Here is a 20,971-nt window from a genome sequence, read left to right as displayed (position 1 = left end):
AGTGTATTTTCGGGATTTCACGGATGGGCACTGGAAGTGCGTTCGGCACGGATATGTTCGAGCAGACCGGACGCCGGCTCGTCGTTGGGATCTTGATCGACCAGCTTCCCTTCGAACGCCCACTTGAGAATCGATTGGCGCAGCCGTTCCAAGCGTACTAGCGCCAAATCGCAAGTGACGGCGCTACTTCGAATCACGGACGACATCCGGTCGACTTCCAACATAACCCGGCGCTGTTCTGAAATTGGAGGCAGTGGAATAAGACAATTCTTGAGTTTCGATCCGTTCACGTTCGCTTGCCCTACCACCTGGCTCACTACTGAACCGATCCACCTGCGACCATGGAATGAATTCAAGAATGACGAGACGTAATCGGGTAAACACCCGGAGAGCAGTCTGACGCGAATCAGATACGAAGCAAATGAAAACGGCACCCCTTGATCCTTGAAGATCGCTGTTTTGCCGACAAGATCTGCACTGTTAGTCCTGTTGAAGAGCAGGTCGCCGGTATCGAGCAACAGTTCAGGAAATTCGGAATGGTCTTCAGGAAGGTATTTCAAACTCATGAACTCGAGTTCGCCGTCGACAATGTTTCCCATACGCAAAACGGGAACACCGGCCGACTTTTCACGCGTCTTTGCTGAAGTGCCGTAACGTACGTCGCACGAGATCTGATCGACCGTGGCCCAGCACCAGCCGTCGGGGAGTTGCGGGAGCGCGGTCGTGTCGGGGGCGACGGGTTCCTTGTATTTCGATTTCCAGCGGTCGTCTTTGGGCGGCTTGCCGGCGGCCTTCATTCGGGTAAGCTCGGTTTCTTCCCATCGGCGGCGCCGTTCGACGAGGATTCGATCGAGCAGCACCGATGCGTGCTCGAAATCGCGTCCTTCCTTGCGTGCGAGTTCGGCCTCGGTAGGAACGAGACGACCTTCGACGGCGGCTTTCAGCACCGATGCGCGACACCGCTTGAGATTCGCCCGCACCCTCTCCAGCGCCGCCACCGCCGCATCGAGCTTTGGCAAGAGGGACTCGATCGCGCCAATGATCCTTCGCTGCTCACCACGTGGTGCAATTGGAATCGGAATTTGCTGCGCGCGCTTCCCTGAAATTTCGAGAAACGTCGTTCCGCTGGCGAACTCCGACAGCAGACTTTTCGCTCGAATCAGCCAATAGTAGGCGTATTCGGCAAGGACTCCCTGCGACAGAAGAAAGCTCTTGAAACCCTGATTCGTCGTAACCGGATTGGCCGCTATCGCTACATACCCGATCGGAGCGCGCGAGCTAAAGAGCACCGTGCCTGCGGGCATCAATCGTGTTGACGAACTAGCAAGGCCCTTGTCGGAGATATCTCTGCTTCCGCGCGAAATTAGCTTCGCTTTGTATCCTGAAAGATCGGCGGGAGTAATCCAGGGGATTCCTGAAGACGCGAAGTTTTCGGGGACATCAGTACTCGGAGTGCTTCCTCCGACGATCTCCGCAACTTCACTCATCGTCGTCCAGACCCACCACTGTGGAAGCGGCCAACGTGGCGTTTCTTCACTCACGCGGCCAGGGCCTCGTTCAGTTCATTGAGCAAGGGATTCAGGTCCTTGCCGAATAGCTGCACTGCTTTGCCCAAACCACCCTGCTCGGCAAATGGCGTATAGCCGAATACGTCCGGAGTGATCTCGACGCTGGTCGCGACATGGTCGCGGATCATCTCCAGCCATCGCATCTGCTCCGCCGTGAACTTCCGTCCGCTGTTCTCCTGCTGAGCGACCCAATTCGAGAATCGCGCCTTCACCTTGTCGGGAAACGGCACCAACTCGTCTTCCTGATGGAGCGCGAACCGGACCAGCGACACGATGTCGGTGAGTTGCCGCGCCGCTGACGCGCCGCTCACCTTGTCTTTTTCGAGCGTCGCGTATGCATTCCACAATCGTTCGGAGGTCCACGAGCGCGGCGGCGACTCGATCGCGTCGGCAAGCATGCGGATGTCTCCGAACTTCAGCCTCTCTTTATAAGGCCGCGAGTAGAAGAACTGGAGCGCAGTGATTTCGTCCTTGTTGTCGGCGATGAATTTCTCGAAGTCCTGCACGAGAGCCCGCGCCTTTTCTTTCGCCTCAGGGGAATGTCCGGCTTCGATCAACTCATCCTGGCTGATTTCATCGATCACCTGCTCGACTTGCCGCTTCACATCTTGAAGGACCTGCCGGAGCACGGGCCGTGTCGCAAGCGGCTCGGCCGCCCGTGTGAGCATCGCGGGCGCTACCGCATCAAATTGCTCGTCAGTCGGTTCTACGTTAGCGGGCAGATCAAACTTCTTGCGCGCCTCGGCAGCCTGCTGGTCGGGATCGAGAGCGGTCAAAATCGCCTTTGTGATCTGGCCGAGAGTTACGCCTCCCGAGGCTTCCTCGATACGCTGGCTCTCCTTAGGACCGCATTCCAGATTGAGCCGGGCCAGCCGGCTAGCGAGCGACGAATAGTAGTCCGGGTCGGTGCCACCGAGCGCGACATGCTCCAGCAGTGCCTTGAACGGCACCGTCTTCTTGCGTTCGAGCGGCTGAGTGTCGGAGAGCATGGCCTCGGTAGCGCCGACGCAATCGACGATCACGAAGTGCGTCTTCGCGATCGCGTCGGGAGTGACTGCCTGCAGTTCGGTTTTGTCGATCACCCGAACTCCGCGTCCTTTCATTTGCTCGAACAGAAGACGGCTGCGGACCGTCCTCATGAACATCACGATTTCGACCGGCTTGATATCGGTGCCGGTAGCGATCATATCCACGGTGACCGCAATGCGCGGATTGTAGAGGTTGCGAAAATCCCGGATCAGGTCATGCGGATCGCGGCCAGTGGTCTTGTAAGTGATTTTCATGCAGAAGTCGTCGCCCTTTGCGAACTCCTGGCGGAAGATGCGGACGATATCTTCGGCGTGGCTGTCATCCTTGGCAAAAATCAATGTCTTCGGAACTTTGATGCGGCCGGGAAATATGTCGACCGGCAGCCGGTCCCTGAAGGTCTGGACGATCAATCGAATCTGATCTTCGGCAACAACCGCGCGATCAAGGTCTTTGGCACCGTACTCGATGTCCTCGTCCGGCTGTTCCCATCGCTTCTGCCGGGTTTGCCGATTGCGCTTGCCTACCATGATTTCGGGGCCAGCTTCGATTTTCGAGCCTTTCTCGGTTATCTCGGTGCGGATTCGATAGACATCGAACGGGACATTTACCTTGTCTTCCACCGCCCGCTCATGGCCGTACTCCATGACCAAATTCTGCTCGAAGAAGCCGAGAGTCTGCTTGGCGGGTGTCGCGGTGAGGCCAATCAGGTGAGCGTCGAAGTATTCGAGTGCCTGTCGCCATAGGGTGTAGATGCTGCGATGGCATTCGTCGATGAAAATAATATCGAAAAACTCCGGCGGCATCGCGCTGTTGTAGGCGACGGGAACCGGCTCGCTTAGAGGAAGGCCTCCCAAAGCGAACTGCGAGCCTTCCTCGATGGAGGGATCGAGGTCGGGCTCGCCTTTCAGCATCGAGTAGAGACGCTGGATCGTCGTGATGACGACCTTGGTCGAGGAGCCGATCGTATTGCCCTTGAGATGCTGGACTTTGTAGAGCTCGGTGAATTTTCGGTGGTCGTCCGGAGTGCGATAGCCCTCGAATTCCTTCTCCGCCTGGTTGCCGAGATTCGATCGATCGACCAGGAATAGTATGCGGCGCGCGCCGCCAAATTTTATTAGGCGATAAATCGACGTGATTGCGAGCATCGTCTTGCCGCTGCCAGTCGCCATCTGGATGAGCGCGCGGGGACGATCGTCGTGGAGCGACTTTTCCAGGTTCTCAAGCGCGCGCTGCTTGTTTTCCCACAGATCGGCGATCGCAACCGGAGGCATCGCGCTCAGGCGGGCACGCAATGATGAAGGAAGCACGGCACGCTTGGGATCGAGAGCGGGCGGCGTTCCGCCCCATCCGCCGATCCAGTCAGGCAGATTATGCGCCTGCATCCATTCAGCGATTGTCTCGGGTCGATGGAAGCTGAAAACGCGACGGCTGCGAGGTTCGGGATCGAGCAGGTTTACGAAGTTCGTCGCGACGCCGGTGCTCATGTACAAGAACGGCAGCGGCCGAATCGGCGCAGGCAGGTTGTGCGGCAATCCTTCCGAGTACTTGTCGATCTGCGGCTTCACGCCGCTCAGCGGGAAGCCAGCCGGCTTGGCTTCAAGCGCGGCGACTGCCTGCTTGTCGACATACAAGAGATAGTCGGCAAAACCGTGGCCATCGGCCATCTTGAACTCGCGAATCGCGACGCCGCGACCCGCGGACAAGTTAGCGTCGTCGCGATTCTGAACGATCCAGCCGGATGCGATGAGATTGCGATCAATCTCCTGTCGCGCTTGCTGTTCTGGGGTCAGGGTAGCTGGAAATGCCGCCATAGGTGCGTCCCGAAGATAGTCCGCCACTTCAGCGGGCGCAACAAGAAGGATCTATCGATCGCAGACAGGGAGCGACGCGCAATTCGAACGATCGACCAGCATGTGCTAATTTCCGCGACACTGCCACCTGGGAAAGACCTTCAAGACGGCCGACAGTTAGCGAGTGAATTTCAAGAAGAAATGAAGTACTTTCACATCTCTTATATCGGTGGCGTTCCACTCCTGTTCCCTATTATCAATCGGTTAAACGCGGCCAAACAGACCGGGGCAGGCAATGAGTTCGGCATCTGGGGACCCAAGATGGGCGATGCGGCTATTGCTCTCGTTACAAAGATTCGTTCGGTTCAGATAGCGGTCGAGCGGCTTAACGGAGATATCAGCGCTCTCAACAATGAACTCGCCGAAGTACCTGATTCAGTGGAAAAATGCCTCGCACATAGTCCGCCGAAGGCTCTCGTTCTCAGAGATGAAGCGGTCGGGTTTCAATTGGTAGCTAGCCTCGACGCGTTTCTCTATGAAGCGCGCTCTGCCTATGAAATGCTCCGCACCTTTGTGATCAGATTCGCCCGGCACATCCTCATGGAACGGTGCAGTGAGAGAGATGGTGCGCGGATTCTAGAGCAAGCCATGCTCGAAGGCGGGCACAGTTCAGGCTGGGTTGAGGATTTGCGACTAAACCGCGCAACCTTCTTTCACGAGACGGCGCCTTGGTTCGCCATGGAGATGACGAGTCGAGAGCCACGCCGTTACGAACTCCTCATTCTCAACGATAATGTTGCTGATTTAGAAAAGAGTCCAAACTACGCGAAGCTCGAGGAGTACCGGCTCATCTGGCTCGGCTTACAAACCTGCGCAACTGACATGCAACGTTGGGCGCTCAAGAGACTTGATCAAATCGGGACACCTGAACTTCCTTGAAGGCGTTCGTTACGGTCGGGTTATTCGGATCGAAGAATCGATTCCGGTCCAGTCGAAGGTCATTACATTGAAGAGAACTGAATAATCTGATTTTTCGGACCGCGCCGTACCATCGCCAACCTTGCGGCGGAGATGCCTTGGGGCGGTTCGTATTTTTCCTCGCCCGCGTGAACCAATAGGGTTGCATACAAAGATCCGTCGTCTCCCAGTTGGAGACTGACCCGAAATTCGCCGTTCGGCGAACGCAGCACTATCTCGTCAACCGGACCTAAAATATCTGTCATGGTCTTGAGCCTCCTCTTGATCGGGCAAAGAATAGGTGCGGAAGACTCAGCGGCTCCACCAGTCGTTTTTCAAACCGAGGAAGTCGAATAACTCAACGTGCCCGCAATGATCACACCGCAAAGCCCTCATATCTTTATTTGCCATTTGGGGTATGCCTATCCGAGAAATGTTTCCTGCATCGGGTCCGACGTGCCGTTCGTATTTGCCGAGACCGCAGAATCGGCATGTCAATGCCATAGAGGGTTTAAGCGGAGTAAAGTTGCCCATCACCAGCGCCTCCATCTGTTTGATCCGATTGGCTAACTCGGCAAACCGTATCCGATTCTCGGGTTTTTCAACAATCGCTTCGTCGAGAAACAGGTGAACGTGTTCGAAGTGCTGCTCACCCAAGATCTCGGTAAGCGGTCGCCCTCTGTGATCCTCGCGGGCAAAAATGTCGCCACCAGATAACATCCAATAAAGAACCTTCCCGATGCTATAAGCATCTGTCTCGGCGCACGGTGGTCCCAACCGGCGACCCGATTCCATTTCCGGCGCTACGTAGTTGACGGAACCGCCCGGCTCGTTGGTTGCCAATGTGAACCGGGTATCGCCCTCTACGTGGCAGATTCCAAAATCCGCGAGCACCGGCTGCCCATCCTGTCGGATCAGGATGTTTGGCGGTTTGACGTCTCGATGAAAGATGCCGCGCTCGTGCGCCGCGTGGAGCGCATCGACAATGGGACCGAGTACCGACACAGCGCCGGTCACGTTTCCCTTGAATGCGGTTGCACCGATGTCGACGAGTGAACCACGCTCGCAATATTCGGCAACGTAGTAGGGTTGAGCACCGGCTAGGTCGAAATCTACAACGCGAAGGATGTTCGTATGGTTAATCGATCTGGTCGCGTTCACCTCTCGCTCGAAGAGATCAAGGCGGCCGGCGTTCTTCAAACGCTTCAGCACGAAAAGACTTTCGCTATTTTTGCCTGCATCGCGGACAAGAAAAATATGACCCTGACCGCCTTCATTCAGCGACTTGAGCACCTCCCACCTGCCGTACCGTTTTGCCATCGCTCAAACTGAGTCAAGGAAAACAAGACCAGCACCCGGATCCTGACGAGTCCTTGCCAGCGGAGCCACTCCAGTGCCCGAGTGTTGAGCTTCCCACTTGTTTGGATCATCCTTGTTAGGAAGTAGCAGCGTAGCTATCAGCGAGCCATCGTCGCCGACTTCGAGTCTGATCCGATATTTGCCGTTCGCTGAACACAAAATGATGGGGCCGTCGAAGAGTACCTCAGCCATCTTGCCGTCCTCCTTGGCCGAAAACGCTTGCCCAAAACTCATCGCATAACGCTTTGTCTATCTTAAACCTCGACTTCTCTCTGCCGTGGTGCCCTGCTCCAGTCTGCGCGCATGCAGACCCAAAAGGCTCTGCGCACGGAAGATGGTTGGAACGACTGCCAGCGAAGACGGAGCAACTATCTCAATTCAACGAGAGTTATACCTCGATCGGATCATTGCCGACGTATTCGCGTGGATCGATGCTCTCTCCGGTTTTTGACCTTCTCCACAAATCGTCAAAACCATGGAGTGCGAGCGCGTCAGCTAGAACCTTTCGTGCCTTTTCGTTGTACCTCTGAACGTAGCTCGACCTGCTGATCTTACTTTGGTTATGGAAATCCGTATTGCCTTTCAGTCGGAATATTTTCACTAGCTCGACAACCTGCCACAATTTAATTCCGAGCTTCCCGGCAAGTTCGCTGGTCAGATACGGATACCGATCTTCATCTCGGGCGTATTTAAAAGCAATCGCGGCCGATGCGTTCGGATCAATGCGAACCGAAAATCCGCTCTTCTTGTTAACATGTATATGTATGGGGATTCCGCCTATCTCTGGCTGCACAAGTCCCGCCACCATCGGCAGGGCGGTCCTCCAATCGGTTTTCTTTAGTTTGCGAATGATCGCCTTTGTTGAAGTTTCCTTGCCGGAGAGTCCTTGGGACTCCCGAATATTCTTTTCAATAACCTGATACGGTCTCAGAGCCGCCTGCGCATCGTCTTCCCGCCGCTTACCCTTGCCTAATAGCCCGCCGATTACCGACATGTCCTCGCTTACTATCGCAGTGATTTCATTTGGGAGAGATGCACTTATAGGCAGAATTCTCCGCGGCAACCATCTTGCTAAATCCTTGCCAAAGGTCCTCTTCAGGACGGCTCCGAAAATCAGCACTGCCTGCTCGATATGCGCATAGAGGAGCCCCTCGCTAAGGTCGACAATATCGTGAGCAGCAGCGTCACGAAATCCATTTAGGTTCTTGATCGATAAGACCTCATTCGGGTCAAGTACACTGAGCTGGTTCTCACAAATCGCAACGCATTTGTCGAAACCGTAGTTGTACTTTTCCTTTTTACCCCTTATGCGGCTCGTTTTTTCAAATACAACCGCCTTTAAGAGCATTTCGAACGCATGATTGGCCATCAAGAGGACACCTTCCAAGCGCGCGATCTCCGAAGGGCGGTTAAATATCTCCACGGCGACAATTAACGACTCTTTCGCCCGATCCAGAAACATTGTCGTCTTACGCTTCACCGTCAAATTTCCATAGTATTCTCAGCGTCGCAACTTTTCAAACCAGCCGCAGTGGTTTGAACAGCTTGGAATATGGAAGCAGACGGTGCCGCTATCACGACTCGCTTCGCCGTCATGTGAATCTGCCGCATCCTGGCTCAGCTCACAGATCACGCGGCTCTACGTCGGGGATTTGATAGCTGTCTGCGGCATGCCGCGAGAATTGATCCTCGCAAAGAAAGCTGCCGAGTCTCGTTAGGGCGTTCCAGCTCGATTTCTCCAAGGACCCACTGCTCGTAGACTCTAATGTTGTGTTCAAGAAGTTCGTCCAGCAAAGCACCTTTTGTAGTTGGAAACTTAGTCCATATTTTGCCGTTACGGTACGGGTCGATAGACAGCCTCTCGCGCATCACCGTCCTAAAGAAAGGTTGACTATCAACGAGCGTTGAACTTTCAAAGAGCCGCGCTGCGGCGCGCACGAAGCGACCTCCTCCTATAATCAAGGGATGAAGCGCGCGTTTGAGACTGTCTTGAAGGCGTGCAACCCACTCTAAGTCTTCGATAGTGGCGCCGGTCTGAAACTCCTTAGCCACCACCGTAACGGTGGGATTGTCAAGAAGTAGAGCTTCCCAGAAAGCACCGTCCGCGTTCGTCAACGTGTTTAAGTGGGGAATGACTGCGATGCCGGCTTCTGCCAACTCTCGCCACACATGCATCAGACGCTGTCTGTTCCAAAGAGTATGTGTTCGTGGCGCATCGGTGAAGAATGAGAAATTCGGTAGACTCATAGCGGTCAATTGCAGAGCTAAAACCGATCGCGGGGTATCGTGGACGCGCCGTTTCGCCCAATAGACTTCGAGAAACTGGTCGCGAGTTGGCGATACTAGAAGTACCTTGGCCTTGTTGCCAATGCGGAACTTGCGCCGAAGGGCCGTCCCGGTTTCTGCCACCGGACCGTACGTACCTCCCCTATGCAAGCCGATCACCTCGAATGTCGGCAACGCAACCATTTGCTGTCTCAATCGCACCCGCCGACCGGAACCATGATGGATGACGGGCACGTAGAAGGGCAATCCACTTTTGCTTGGCAAAGCAGTTAGAATTGTTGACGAACTGGAACTAAAATTTCCACCCACTTCGGCGAGACGCCGCGCAAACTCCTGTGGGCGACAGGGACATGTCCAATCGTACTGATTGCAGAGACCCGTGGATTTGCATTGGGCGAAACACCCCCACAGTTCCTGCTGCCCATCCAAGCCGCCGCATTCCGGCAAGAAATAACAATCTCGACAGGGAACTAGTTTGTTATCGCTTCTTAGTCCGTCGGCGCGTGCCGTCCGCGTTCTTGTCAACATCGTCCTCCTCCATTTCAGCGTCACATAAAACAAGAAAATCGCCAGTCAACTCGGACGGTTCAGATATCTCGCCAATCAGTGGTTTCGACTCTCTTCGATTGATCGTCGCGAGTGTCGCGCAATCCTCATTCACTACGTCGCCGACTGGGTCATTTCCATCCAGCACCACAAAATGGGCTTTGTCCTTCGACATGACGATCACCCTGGTGCCGACAGACACAGGACGACCGTTTCCCCGACAGCGGTATGCGCGCGCGATCAACAGCCGCCGATTTGAGAATAAGTTTGGATCGGCAAGTGTCCCATAAGCTTCGTCTTGGAGATGGCGAAACTGTTGGGCGTGCTTCCGCTTAACTTTCTCGCCCATTTTTCACCTCTGCTGCCACAGGCTCGTACAACCACTGACGCCCTTCCTTTCTGCGCATTGCCAAGCGAAGCATGTGGAGATCTGCGAGCCGATTGTTCCATCCCGTGATTGAGATTTTACGGTCCGGAAATCGTTTGTGCAGCGACGAAGCTGTCCCGGAACCGCACTCGGTGAGAGCTCGCAGTGTATCTTGGAGAGCGTGGTCTAGGGGACCATGTATTACGGCTGTTTGAATCCGTCGCTCAGAGCGCTTGAGCGTTTCGAGACATGTCAATCGGTAGCCAGGCAGGACGGCATCTAATTCTTCTCGAACATCGGCGCCGAGTCCAGCTACAACTGGATAAATCGAAAGAGGAATCGGATCGTGAGGGCCATGTGGAGCACCGTGATTCACACCATTGGTGAGCGCCAATCTGGCAGACTGGATCAGCCATACGATTGTTGCTTTGAGGTAACTCGCTGTAGCCGACTCGATTCCCGAGAAATCGACAATCACAATCTCATCGGCACCGTTCTGAATCCGTTTGCGGAGAAGCTCAATGTGTTTCTGTCCTAAGGTCGCGCCGGCCACATGGATAGGTTTTGGCGACTGATTCAGTCGATAAGCGATGATGTTCATATCCTCACCTGACAAAGTGAGATTAACCCCGAGCCGCGCGCAAAGTCAAGCCTCGTGCGGCAGAGCACGGATTGAACTATCCACAGCGAGGCCGCAAGTCACCGCCAACTGAAACCCGACGAGATACGGGTTAGAGCTGAAAATCGCCTGCCGAGCGGCTCGTTGACCGACGAGAGTCAGGCTTGCGTCGCCGCTTCGAAAGCGAAGTGTGCCATTTAAGTCCGCAAGAGACTTTTGTACTTCCGAAAAACCGGTGCCATAAGGAGAATTGACTCGACGAGAGGCCCTCTGATACACGGCTGCGCGAAGGGCATTTCCTGACTCAGTTAAGGTGGACCATTTCGGGTTGGTCTCGAGACTGGCCAGCACTCCGCGGCCAACGTCCGCGACTGCATACGTCATCCATTGCCCGTCGACGTGGTAACCAACTAGTCCGACCGCCGGATGCTCTTCGTCGGGTCCACTGTGCTGAATAATGTTGTCGGCCATTTCTTGCATTGCTTTTGATAGCGCAAGAGAGAGTTTCTTGCCGAAACCGTGTTTCTCGAGACTCCTCCTGAATCTCGCTTGGAATAAAAAAGCTGGATCATCTGCCCAGTCACTTCTAGACCGAATGTGCCAAAGCTCCTTGCGAGGAGCATCAAAGGATCCCGGTGTTTTCGGCGAATCTCCCATCGCAAATAGTTTTCGCGCGTGTCGCAGGTCGGGCAGATCTTGCGACCAGCCATCAATGATTTGACGAAGGGCTGTTCCAGCAGACTGCGACCACATCGACCAGGAACAAACGAGTTCCAAGAGAGCAGGCAGAGTTATCCCGGAGGGCTTGGCCGCGTCAAATTGAGCAACATCGACGTCGCGAGCGCGGCTTCGCAAGCTATCAATGTCGCTTGTCTGCAGGATAAGCGGCATACCAAATTGAATATCATCGTTAGCTCAGTGTTTCATCAGCGACTGCATGTTGGTTAGAGCCACCATTTTCACGGTCATTAGAACGCTTGGGAGCACTGGGCCGCTTTCCCGTACAGGACGGAGAAGTCGTTTTTTCCAGTACGGACCTTCACTCCCATAAGCCCGCTGGTGATTGCGATCGAGTTGAGTATCGCGGGGCGTGCAGCGCGGCGACCAGGGTCGGCATGGCGCGATAGCCGGCGAGCTTGCGGAAGCCGCGCTCGGCCTCGAGCACAGCGGTCGCGGTCCAGCGCAGTACCATGGTGCCGCTCTGCCAGTGTTTGACCCGGTGTCCAATCTCGCGCACCCGGCTGAACAGGTTCTCAATCAGATTGGGGGAGGACAGCACCCGTTCGAGATTCTGGGGCAGCCCCAGGCGCATCACGGTCAGAGTTTCGTCCAGTCCCTCGCGCAGCGCGGCGGCGGCGCCAGGATGCTGATGTTCAAGCCGGCGCGCGAGATTGTGGAGCAGCAGGCGCGCGCGGCCAGCGTCACGCGTAGCGTAGGCCTGATTCATCGCGCTGCGGACCGAGGCGCAGCCGCTCGGGCAGGGCCGCGCCTGGAAACGCCCAGGATGTGAGACGACGAACCGAGCACCAGGATTCGTTCGGTTTCTCCGATCCGAGTGATCGCGACTTGGTGGCGCATGGGGGCCTGCTCGCGGTCGTCGCCGATGGAATTGGCGGGCTCGGGCACGGTGCAGAGTTTTGAGGTGGGGCCGGGCGACGGCGCGATCTTTGAGTTCCGCGTACGCGAGCCGGGCGACTACCCATTCGTGGATCATGCGATCGCGCGCGCCTACGAGGGAGCGATCGGCATTTTTCCGCGCGACTCCTCCCTGATTGACCCTGGGCAATCTGATGACGGAACGGGATGCAGTCCGCAGCTTCCTCGAACGCGATCATGCACGCCTCGATCAATTGCTCGCTCGCGCCAGCCGCAATCTCGAGAATATCGATATGGAGGCATTCGGCGAGTTCCGCCGTGGTCTTCTTATGCACATCGGCATGGGGGAGAAGATTCTGCTACCCGCGGTACAACACCTTCGAGGCGGCGAACCACTCGCGATCGCAGCCAGGTTGCGGTTGGATCACGGCGCTTTCGACCTTCGGACCGTCCACGTGTGTGGGAGACGCCTTCGCGCCGCGCCGCCTGTGCCTACTGAAAACTCTGAAATCGGCCTAAACTCAATTTTTTTCGCAGCTTTCGGAGTTGTCAGTAGGCACACCATGGCAGGGCTTACCGAACCGAAGTGCAATGATTTTGGGGACGCTTTGAGAAAGCGGCAGCGACGATCTCTCACCGTCCTTTAAGAAGAGATGCGATATGCGATGCCGCGCCTGCTTCAAGAAGCGCTACGGTTCGGCAGCACGGAGCAAGAAGATCAAGCGGACTCGGAAGGCGAAAGTCACGAAGTAGTTTGAGGGCTAGGAGCGAGTCGCATCGAGGCCGGGCCTGCCCTTTTAAAGGGTCCGGCCTCACTAACATTCGGAGGAGAGCGCAGAGACCCCTTTTGGTCAAAGAATTCTGGGTTTCGGTGGCAAATTCTTCAAACATTTCGCTCAGTCAGTGCGATCTTTGGCGGCTGGATTTGTGGCGCAAACAGAGCGCACATGGACTCCTGACGGCCAAGCATTCATCGGCTGGCTAGAAGATCCTTTGCGGGAAGCCCACGAGATTCTGGAGCGTTGCTATTCCATCCTTAAGTCCAGCAAAAAATCAGGACATTGACGTTTGGCAATGTCGCGGAGCAACTGGCCCGCTTGGGTGTAGGTCGTCTCGTAATCTGTGACAGGACAGATGGTTAACGATCTTGCGGAATGGGGCGGGACTGAGGCGGTATGAAGTAGGATCGATCCGCCTGGATCGGCAGAATCGCTCGCAGTTCTGCGGCTTTTCCGAGGGTCTGAAGTCCGGGTGCAACTATCCGGAAAGCAATTTTCAAACTTTCGGATCGGTGCAGATGGTTATCCACAGTTTTGAGCCCGATGCGACGCATCGCGACATTGGGCGACCAACAACTCGGCGGCCGCCGAACTTCAGGATCACTTTCGATCGCTGCTGCAATTTTCCGATCCGAAAGTCTGATTCTCTAATGAAATTAAGCAATTTTTCGTCGCTGACCTTCGATCGATCGCGATTCGCGCCAAACTTTCGGATCGACTTTCGGATTGCCCGATGGGTTGGAAGTACCCGCCCGGCAGAAGCTCAATCGTTCGGAACAACCTGCAACCGGTTGGTGCTTGGGACTCTTGCGGAGGTGGGGTCATTTCTGCGGCCCCCCGGAACGGAGGTGATTACCATTCCGAAAATCACAGATTCCAGCTCCTCGCCCAGAATGTCCAATTCCCGCGCAACCGTCGCTCTCGAAACACCTTCATTCCGAAGGGTTGCAAATACCTTACTGAGCAATTGGGACGATTCTCTTTGAATCCGTTGCCCAGGCTCGTTGGTTCGATACCCCTTTTGAGACAGCTCGATACATAACGTTCGATAGTGCCACTCTGTGATCAGGTTCAACGACTTGAGCCTGTGCACGAGGGCGGCGACCGACACCATCCAATTCTCCTTCAACTTGATTAGATAGGAGAGAGTTGTGCTCCTAGGCGCTGAAGCTATTACGCTGGCTCGCGGCATGAGGAACGCCGACGCGAAGCGATCGGCCTCGCTCTCAGCTTCTCGACCTGTCGGCCCGCCACGCTGGTGGAGCGTCAGGTGGCCTAATTCATGAGCGGCATCGAACCTACCTCGTTCCCCCGATTTCGTGGTGGTCAGAAAGACGAACGGAATATCGTCACGCCAGACCGAAAACGCGTCAATTCGTGAGCAGTCAGTGGGCAACGAGAAAACGCGAACTCCGCGCGCCTCCAAAAGGTGAAGCATATTAGCTATCGGTCGTTCGCCGAGTCGCCATTCAGCACGGAGTGCTTCGGCCGCACTCTCAGGAGGAAAGCCCCTAAGACTCGGAACATCGGGAGCCGGCGTAGTAAATCGCTCTTCGATCCATTGGCTGAGCTGTTCGGCCAGACCGCCCGCTGCAAGAGCTCTATCCCTTTGGGCGGCTGTCAACGAACTCAGAGCTCTGAAGCTCACGCCGTCGGCGCGAAATTCGTCCACATCGCCGGCCGAAAAAAACTCGACGGGGAACCGCAGAATATCTGCCAATGACTGAACGGTAGAACCCGACGGCGATTTTTCGCAGCGTTCGTAGGCCTGAATGATATTAGCGCTCAAATGCGCGGCTTGGGCCAGGGCGGATCTGGTCATCCCGCGTCGTTTTCGGGCGAGGGTCAACCTTGACGGGCAGAACTCACTCGGCATGGCAAAGCTTCGCTTACAGCAATGTGATTCTAAGCACGGCGGCGCGAAACAACGACCTCGATCTTCTCGCCACGATCACGACCATCGCCTTGAAACTCCGGTCCGGGAACAAGCGAAATCGGGGCGAGAATGATTCGCTCCGACCACTTGTTGATGCGCTTTTCTAAATCGCTGCCGGATGGGACAGACAACTCGCAGTACACGGTATCGCGATCCCTAAATCGCAACAAAACGTAGGTACGAATGTTGGGGTCGATTTCAACGTCTACGGGATCTGTTACGTTGTCACTCGACCAGAGCTGCAACTGCACGTTTCGGTTGATTACGGCGACCGTGGCAGGGCCCTTTGAATGCTTGCTTCGGGGGCTAACCTCGTGATTGCCGGTCGCCTCGTCGCCGCTTCCGACGACAATTCCGATTTTTCCGTCGGGAGAGACAACCATCGGGAGGCCTTGCTCATCTCGTCGACTCCAGCCCTCGCCACCGACGAGTTGATCTCTCAGGGACCGTATTGTTCCAGCGTATGCGTAGAAACCCGGTGCATTGATGGCATCGTTCTCGGTACAGCCATCGCGGGCTGTCTCGCCCGCAACGATCGCATCCCGTAGGATCTCCGCGCGTAGTCCTAACTCGGCAAGCACATCAACGACTTCTATTTGTTTATGGAGTATTCTTACCGCCACCCGCCACCTCATCCTCAAAAAGGTTGTGATTCTTGTACCTCAAATGAGGAGGCAAAACAACAACCGCGGCTTTTCTCGCGTCAATTTACGGCCGCGCCGCCGGCAGTGATCAGCAGCTCCTTCACGAGTTTAGCGTTCTTAGTACCGCCGGCCGTGTACCTCGCATCGACCGTCGTGATCGAGAACGCCGCAAAGCACTTACGCAGGATCGGATTATAGTTCAGCGACATGATGAACCTGCCCTTCACGCCGCTCAGAACCGACGCAAGGCGCTCGAAGTCCTCACGCTTGAACGATCCCTCGTACTCTTTCTCGTAGCCGAGGTATGGCGGATCGAGATAGAAGAGCGTCGCCGGCCGGTCGTACCGGACGATAAAATCCGCGTAGTGCAGGCACTCGATCGTGACTCCGCTGAGGCGCGCGTGAAGCTCTTCCAGGTGCGGCGCGATCCGCCTGATATCGAACGCGCCGCCGCGCATCGCCGACGTGCCGAAGCCCCGCCCTGGGGATCTTGCCCGCGAAGCCCGTCCGCTGCAGGTAGAAAAAAGCGCGCCGATCGTTCCAGGTCAGTCAGCGTTTCCGCGTCCGTGGCAATCAGCCGCTCGAACTCCGCGCGTGTCGTGAGCTGCCAACGCATCATGTCTACCAGCGCTTGGAAGTGACGCTGCCGCACGCGAAAGAACGTCGCGACGTTGCGGCTGTAGTCGTTGATCACCTCGGCTCTCGTCGGACTGCTCGTCTCGCGCCATTGGGACGCGGCAAAACTTAGTGGCCGCCGTTGGAAACTGGCCAAAAGCGTTCATGGGGCGCTCGGCCAAATGCGGTTCGGAAGACGCGGTAAAATGATTTCGCGTACCGCTGACGTCGCAATCGAAGGCATTGGGACGGCCAGCGGCGTTCGATCGAAGGGCGCGCTTGCGATCTCCCGACATCAGGTCACTCTTTGACAGTGATTTGAAGCTAGACCTTGAGACGATTTTCGACGTGGTCTTTGAACCGCGTGCGTGCCTTGTTGCTGATCTCATCGTGATTGCCTGCCGAAATGCGATGAACTGACCAACGCCGCCTCGCAACTGTCAACGCGCTGCAAGTGATCTCGCGCGGCTCGGTGATGCAGTAGGAGGGCGACGTTCAGCGGCTTGACTATATCGAGCGTCGGCGGCCTGATGTGGGTCGATGCAATCGTCGAGGTTTTCGCGGGTCGCCACCACATCAGCGGCGACGGTAGCGCCCGTCAGGAGTGAAGCTCTCCTTCGGCTCCCACTCTGGCTCGATGTCTTGGCCAATGTGAAGCAACGTCAGCACCGCATCATAGCTCGTCAGGCTGCGCGACTCTTCTAGAATGGTCGCATCTTTCTTGTATCCCCATGCCAACCAGCATGACGCATCCACGCGGGTCGGTCTTCGCGGGACCGTTTTTCCAGAGAAACAGTCGTCAGCGATGCTGTAGGAATCGACCTCATCTCCGACCTTGATGTGCAGCTCGAAATCCTTGCTGCCACGATACCATTTGATGCGTCGGTTTTTGGAGTACACGACGGCACCGAGTTCCTTACAAAAGTCGATATACCGAATCGCCGTGGCCGTGAGAGATGCCTTGAAAGCTTCCATGAGGTTTTCGACGGTGGCAAAGCACGGCTGTGCATCGCAACGCGGCTGAAAAAGCTTCGTCGGCATCAGAAGGGCACTCGCAAAACGATTTGCATCGTGTTCCCGGTCTTGAGCGTCGGCAATGCCGCGCCGGGAAGCGCGCGCATTCATTTCAAGGTCGCTTTCGAGGCAGAGACACAGCGCACTGTCTTTCCCATGAAGAACAAGATGTCCAAGTTCGTGAGCGACCGCGAATCGCCGTTGTCCCGGCTCTCGCAGCCGGGTCGAAACCGTAATGATTGCCTTTTCACCATAGCGCGCAACGCGGGCGGCAGCGCCGTCGAGAGGCTCCTCTCGAACGAATGCACCCAGTTCCCACGCGATCGCTTGCACGTCGAGGTCAGCAGGGTCGCGTATCGACAGGTCCGCAACGACCTGCTCGGCCAATCGTGCTGCGTCAGACATCTTCTAAGGCTCCGAGTTGCGGTTTTTCGCCCGGAGGAAGAGGAGTTCCAAGAGCAAGCTTTCCAGGTCACTCTTGCTGGCGCGGCCTTCGAACTTTTGGAAGTGCGCTGCAACGGCGGGAGCGCCTTGTTGGGAGCCAGCCTCTGCCGCCAGTGCTGCGATTTCCGCCTTGAGTTCCTCTTCGGTCCATTCCCTTTCCGATCGGGCTGCTTCAAGCTCGCGGCGGAACTGCTCGCGCGCTGCAACTGCCCGCTTGCGCTCTTCCTCTGTCAGACGCCTCAAGACGGCGGCGGCGTGTGCTTCAACCTCAGCTCCGACCGTATCGGGGTTCAGTCCGGCCGCCCGCAGCTCATCGTCCGCCTCGTCGAGGCCTTCTGGAAGCGATTCTTCCATGAGGCTTGAGAACAGATCGAAAAATTCCTGGTCGGTTTCAGGCTTCTTCATGGGGTCGTCCGTTCGCTGGGTTCCTTTGCGACATCGCGATCCTTCCCGGACACGATCTTCGCCGCCGCCCGCCGCAACTTCTTCAGCCGGTTGTTGATGTCTGCGGGTGTCGTTCCTAAATGCTGCGCGAGCGGCTTGCCTGTGGTTTCCCCGGTCTGCATGGCCGCATCCAAAAGCTCTGTCAGCGAATCGTCCCCGTCCACCGCTTCAAACAACGCTGTTACGCGTTCGCCAGGTCCTGACAGGATTTCTTCGGGGCTCGCGGCGGCTGGCTGCGCTTGCTGCCGGTCAAGAAATTGGCCGACATCCTCGTTGCTTCCTTCCTGTCCAGCGGGCCGGAGACGGATGCTAGCTTCGTGACGATTTTCGGCCGACTTCGAGAGATTGCTAATGGAGCGTCGAACGATGGCTTTCAGGTAGGGAACCAGTTCTCCGCGATCCGCGTCGAATCCAGACATCTTCTCGATGGCCTCTTGAACGAAATCGCGCGCCTCGCGGCCGCCGGCGACGTCGACCGTATTTCCAGTGCGCCATTTGTGAATGTTCAGCAGGGCTTGCGCGAAGGCCGTGAGCTCACGGCCGATCCGGTGCCAATCGGCGGCTGCGAGTACACGCTGAGTTGAACTCTTCACCAGAATTCCGGCACCTCGTCTTCCTCTTATACTGAACAGCGGGGCCAATTTTGCCGCCGGCCGGCGGCAAAATCCGACTTCCTATTCAGCATTAGGTAACCAAGAGCAGCCCGGCCGAAATTGCCAGGGCGGTTCGGACAACCCAAAGGGCGCATAGGAGACGCTATAATGGAAGAACAAGAACATCATCATGAACATGGCCGCGCGCAAGAGATCACGGTGAATGGCCGTTCCGTGCTGCTGACCGACATTGAACCGATCGGGTCACAAATTCTGGCCGAAGCCGGGTTTGAGCCCGTGGATGAACATGTCCTCATTCAGAGGGTGAAAATCGGCTCCCGGTTGGTCAGCCTGGACGAGCGCATAGACCTCAAAGGCGTCGACGGGGCTCGTTTCTATGCCTTCCGCACCGGAGAAGTTTTCACGTTCACGGTGAACGAGCATGGTTTTCAGTGGGGCCGGCCGAGCATAACCGAACCTGAGCTTCGCGACTTCGCAGGCGTCCCCGACGAGGATGTTCTCGTTCAGGAGGAAGGTGACGATGAACCTCGAATCCTCAACCCCACCGATCGTGTCGAACTCGGCGCCTCCGGAACGGAACATCTGAGGACTGAGAGGCGGTTGGCGACGGTGTTCGTCGACAACATCGAAAAACATATTCCCCGCGGTATCTACACGACGGAGGAACTGCTCGTCCTGCTCCAGGTACAGGCCGGCTACCTGCTGAACCTAGCGACTGACAATGGCCTGATACCGTTGAAGCCGCAGCAGCGCATCCGCGTTAAGGATGGCATTCGTTTCTTCCCTCAAATCGCGGAACAATAAATCAATCCAGCAGCATCTTCTATGACCGCGAGAAAAACAATGAGACCCACCTGAGCGCGTCATAAGCAACTGATCAATCGAGCAAAAGATCGAAACAAATCGTTCGGAAAATATTCCATGTTGACGCTCATCGTTAGCGAACGAAAGATTAACACCACGCAGTTTTTGCACGGGCCCAGTACGCGGGTTTCCGAAAATCGGAAACCACAAACAAATCGGGCAAATCAACAGTCAGGAGGAGATTTCATCATGGAGCTCAAGCGACGACTGGTCTCGTTGGCCGCCGTCATTGCTCTGGTTGCGAGTATCGCAGCAGAAGCGCAAGCGGTGGGATATCTGCAAACCAATTTGGTGTCGAACGGCGTGGTGCCGGCGGTCACGATCGATCCAACGTTGAAGAATCCGTGGGGAGTCGCGTTCTTCCCGGGATTGAGTCCGTTCTGGGTGAACGACAATGGCTCGGGATTGTCGGCGCTATATCTTGGCGATGGGACGATTTTCGCTGCGCTGCCGAGTGTGATTATTCCGTCGGTAACAGGCCCGACCGGCGGCGTTCCGACGGGCATCGTTGCCAACACCGAATTTGCGAGCGGCGCGTTTCCGATCGGTACAACCGGAGCTGCACTGTTTATCTTTGCCACCGAGGACGGATCAATCCAGGCATGGAGCCAGACGATTGCGGATCCAACTACCGCGGTGATCGTGGTGAACAACTCGGGAGGCAAGAAGAGCGCAGTGTACAAGGGTCTCGCGCTGGCGATGACATCGAGCTCGACGCCGCAGCTTTACGCGACCAATTTTCGCACCCGCAGAATCGATGTGTTCGATGCGACCTTCAGTCCGGTTTCGCTCGACAAGAAAGCGTTTCGCGACAAAAAGCTGCCGGCGAAGTTCGCGCCCTTCGGAATTCACAACATCGGCGGGCAATTGTGGGTGACATACGCGAAACAGGATTCCGCGAAAGAAAACGACGTACCTGGACCGGGACGCGGATTCGTCGATGTGTTTGACGCTGACGGCAATCTGGTACGACGGTTCGCGCGCAAGGGAGCGCTTGACGCACCGTGGGGGGTCGCGCTCGCGCCCTCGACCTTTGGCGATTTCGCCAATGACATGTTGATCGGAAATTTTGGCGACGGGAAGACCAACGCATTCGATCCAACCACCGGCAATCTGATCGGACCGATAGCAGATTCCGGCGGCACTCCGATCGTGATTGACGGACTGTGGTCAGTAGTATTTGGCGGCGCGCTGGCCTCGTCTGCCGACACCCTCTTCTTCACAGCGGGACCCAACGAAGAGGCGGATGGAATATTCGGCACGCTCACGCCGAAGTAAAGTTGGATAGCGCGGAGGAGCGTGAAGCCGAAGGGGCGACAGAATTGCCGTGATCCGCGGCGAGACCGCGCCATTGGTCGATCTCGGCACTCTGCTGGGATCCAGTGCTCGAATCGAGCGCGACTATTACGCCGCAGGCAGGGCGGCGGGTGATTGTACGGGGAAAAAGTTCGCCGCGCGAATTGGAACTGGCCGCCTGGCTGACGGCGCTTGCGCGGATGG

The 20,971-nt window shown here is 56.3% G+C and carries 21 protein-coding genes; 4 read left to right on the top strand and 17 right to left on the bottom strand.

The features are described from left to right. Positions 1–17: 17 nt before the first annotated feature. Positions 18–1,541: a restriction endonuclease subunit S gene (locus Q7S58_RS15765; protein WP_304827817.1), complete on the bottom strand. Its 1,524-nt coding sequence runs from the start codon at positions 1,539–1,541 to the stop codon at positions 18–20. Next, the gene (locus tag Q7S58_RS15760) at positions 1,538–4,261 is read right to left on the bottom strand and encodes a type I restriction-modification enzyme R subunit C-terminal domain-containing protein (RefSeq protein ID WP_304827814.1); all 2,724 of its coding nucleotides are present in this window, start codon (positions 4,259–4,261) and stop codon (positions 1,538–1,540) included. The genes Q7S58_RS15765 and Q7S58_RS15760 overlap by 4 nt, the downstream gene beginning before the upstream one ends. On the opposite strand from Q7S58_RS15760, the gene Q7S58_RS15755 reads away from it, so the two are divergent. After that, positions 4,247–5,326, top strand: coding sequence for a hypothetical protein (locus Q7S58_RS15755; protein WP_304827812.1), 1,080 nt, complete (start codon positions 4,247–4,249; stop codon positions 5,324–5,326). The genes Q7S58_RS15760 and Q7S58_RS15755 overlap by 15 nt on opposite strands. Positions 5,327–5,388: 62 nt before the next feature. Here the strand turns inward: Q7S58_RS15755 and Q7S58_RS15750 are convergent, their stop codons facing one another. The 9 genes from Q7S58_RS15750 to Q7S58_RS15710 form a co-directional block, all read right to left on the bottom strand. Beyond that, on the bottom strand, positions 5,389–5,610 hold the full coding sequence (locus tag Q7S58_RS15750; RefSeq protein WP_304827809.1) for a hypothetical protein: 222 nt from the start codon (positions 5,608–5,610) through the stop codon (positions 5,389–5,391). A 46-nt stretch (positions 5,611–5,656) separates the two neighbouring features. Next, complete coding sequence (locus Q7S58_RS15745) at positions 5,657–6,637, bottom strand: protein kinase (RefSeq protein WP_304827806.1); 981 nt, start codon at positions 6,635–6,637, stop codon at positions 5,657–5,659. Positions 6,638–6,667: 30 nt separating this feature from the next. After that, positions 6,668–6,895, bottom strand: a complete 228-nt coding sequence (locus Q7S58_RS15740) for a hypothetical protein (RefSeq protein WP_304827804.1) — start codon at positions 6,893–6,895, stop codon at positions 6,668–6,670. Between the two features lie 196 nt (positions 6,896–7,091). Next, complete coding sequence (locus Q7S58_RS15735) at positions 7,092–8,183, bottom strand: DUF3644 domain-containing protein (protein ID WP_304827801.1); 1,092 nt, start codon at positions 8,181–8,183, stop codon at positions 7,092–7,094. Between the two features lie 149 nt (positions 8,184–8,332). Beyond that, positions 8,333–9,112 carry a DUF4417 domain-containing protein gene (locus tag Q7S58_RS15730; protein ID WP_304827798.1) on the bottom strand — a complete coding sequence of 260 codons (780 nt, stop codon included), beginning with the start codon at positions 9,110–9,112 and terminating at the stop codon, positions 8,333–8,335. Between the two features lie 355 nt (positions 9,113–9,467). Continuing rightward, entirely contained in the window at positions 9,468–9,884 is a 417-nt protein-coding gene (locus Q7S58_RS15725; protein WP_304827795.1) for a hypothetical protein, read from the bottom strand. Beyond that, positions 9,868–10,518: a hypothetical protein gene (locus tag Q7S58_RS15720; protein ID WP_304827792.1), complete on the bottom strand. Its 651-nt coding sequence runs from the start codon at positions 10,516–10,518 to the stop codon at positions 9,868–9,870. Before Q7S58_RS15720 ends, Q7S58_RS15725 begins: the two co-directional genes overlap by 17 nt. A 30-nt stretch (positions 10,519–10,548) precedes the next feature. Beyond that, on the bottom strand, positions 10,549–11,412 hold the full coding sequence (locus Q7S58_RS15715) for a hypothetical protein (protein WP_304827788.1): 864 nt from the start codon (positions 11,410–11,412) through the stop codon (positions 10,549–10,551). A gap of 148 nt (positions 11,413–11,560) precedes the next feature. Continuing rightward, the gene (locus Q7S58_RS15710; RefSeq protein ID WP_304827785.1) at positions 11,561–12,235 is read right to left on the bottom strand and encodes a transposase; all 675 of its coding nucleotides are present in this window, start codon (positions 12,233–12,235) and stop codon (positions 11,561–11,563) included. 76 nt (positions 12,236–12,311) lie between these two features. On the opposite strand from Q7S58_RS15710, the gene Q7S58_RS15705 reads away from it, so the two are divergent. Then, positions 12,312–12,764, top strand: coding sequence for a hemerythrin domain-containing protein (locus Q7S58_RS15705; RefSeq protein ID WP_304827782.1), 453 nt, complete (start codon positions 12,312–12,314; stop codon positions 12,762–12,764). A gap of 895 nt (positions 12,765–13,659) precedes the next feature. Here the strand turns inward: Q7S58_RS15705 and Q7S58_RS15700 are convergent. The 6 genes from Q7S58_RS15700 to Q7S58_RS15675 all read right to left on the bottom strand — a co-directional run bounded on the left by Q7S58_RS15700 (position 13,660) and on the right by Q7S58_RS15675 (position 18,586). Further along, positions 13,660–14,772, bottom strand: a complete 1,113-nt coding sequence (locus Q7S58_RS15700) for an XRE family transcriptional regulator (protein ID WP_304827779.1) — start codon at positions 14,770–14,772, stop codon at positions 13,660–13,662. Positions 14,773–14,801: 29 nt separating this feature from the next. Further along, complete coding sequence (locus Q7S58_RS15695) at positions 14,802–15,455, bottom strand: hypothetical protein (RefSeq protein WP_304827776.1); 654 nt, start codon at positions 15,453–15,455, stop codon at positions 14,802–14,804. An 80-nt stretch (positions 15,456–15,535) separates the two neighbouring features. Next, positions 15,536–15,934 (bottom strand): DNA adenine methylase, encoded by a 399-nt coding sequence (locus Q7S58_RS15690; RefSeq protein ID WP_304827773.1) that lies wholly within the window; start codon positions 15,932–15,934, stop codon positions 15,536–15,538. A 733-nt stretch (positions 15,935–16,667) separates the two neighbouring features. Beyond that, a complete protein-coding gene (locus Q7S58_RS15685; protein WP_304827770.1) occupies positions 16,668–17,510 on the bottom strand; it encodes an ImmA/IrrE family metallo-endopeptidase in 843 nt (280 codons plus the stop codon). 3 nt (positions 17,511–17,513) lie between these two features. Beyond that, positions 17,514–17,954 (bottom strand): hypothetical protein, encoded by a 441-nt coding sequence (locus Q7S58_RS15680; RefSeq protein WP_304827767.1) that lies wholly within the window; start codon positions 17,952–17,954, stop codon positions 17,514–17,516. Continuing rightward, the gene (locus Q7S58_RS15675; protein WP_304827764.1) at positions 17,951–18,586 is read right to left on the bottom strand and encodes a hypothetical protein; all 636 of its coding nucleotides are present in this window, start codon (positions 18,584–18,586) and stop codon (positions 17,951–17,953) included. The genes Q7S58_RS15680 and Q7S58_RS15675 overlap by 4 nt, the downstream gene beginning before the upstream one ends. A gap of 168 nt (positions 18,587–18,754) precedes the next feature. On the opposite strand from Q7S58_RS15675, the gene Q7S58_RS15670 reads away from it, so the two are divergent. Both Q7S58_RS15670 and Q7S58_RS15665 read left to right on the top strand, forming a co-directional pair. Next, the gene (locus Q7S58_RS15670; protein WP_304827761.1) at positions 18,755–19,411 is read left to right on the top strand and encodes a multiubiquitin domain-containing protein; all 657 of its coding nucleotides are present in this window, start codon (positions 18,755–18,757) and stop codon (positions 19,409–19,411) included. A gap of 249 nt (positions 19,412–19,660) precedes the next feature. Then, the gene (locus Q7S58_RS15665; RefSeq protein WP_304827758.1) at positions 19,661–20,749 is read left to right on the top strand and encodes a TIGR03118 family protein; all 1,089 of its coding nucleotides are present in this window, start codon (positions 19,661–19,663) and stop codon (positions 20,747–20,749) included. The last annotated feature ends 222 nt before the right edge of the window (positions 20,750–20,971 follow it).

The organism is Candidatus Binatus sp., from assembly GCF_030646925.1.
Classification (GTDB): Bacteria; Desulfobacterota; Binatia; order Binatales; family Binataceae; genus Binatus.
Note: the sequence above shows the minus strand (reverse complement) of the source record. Positions and strands in the feature narration are given on the sequence as shown.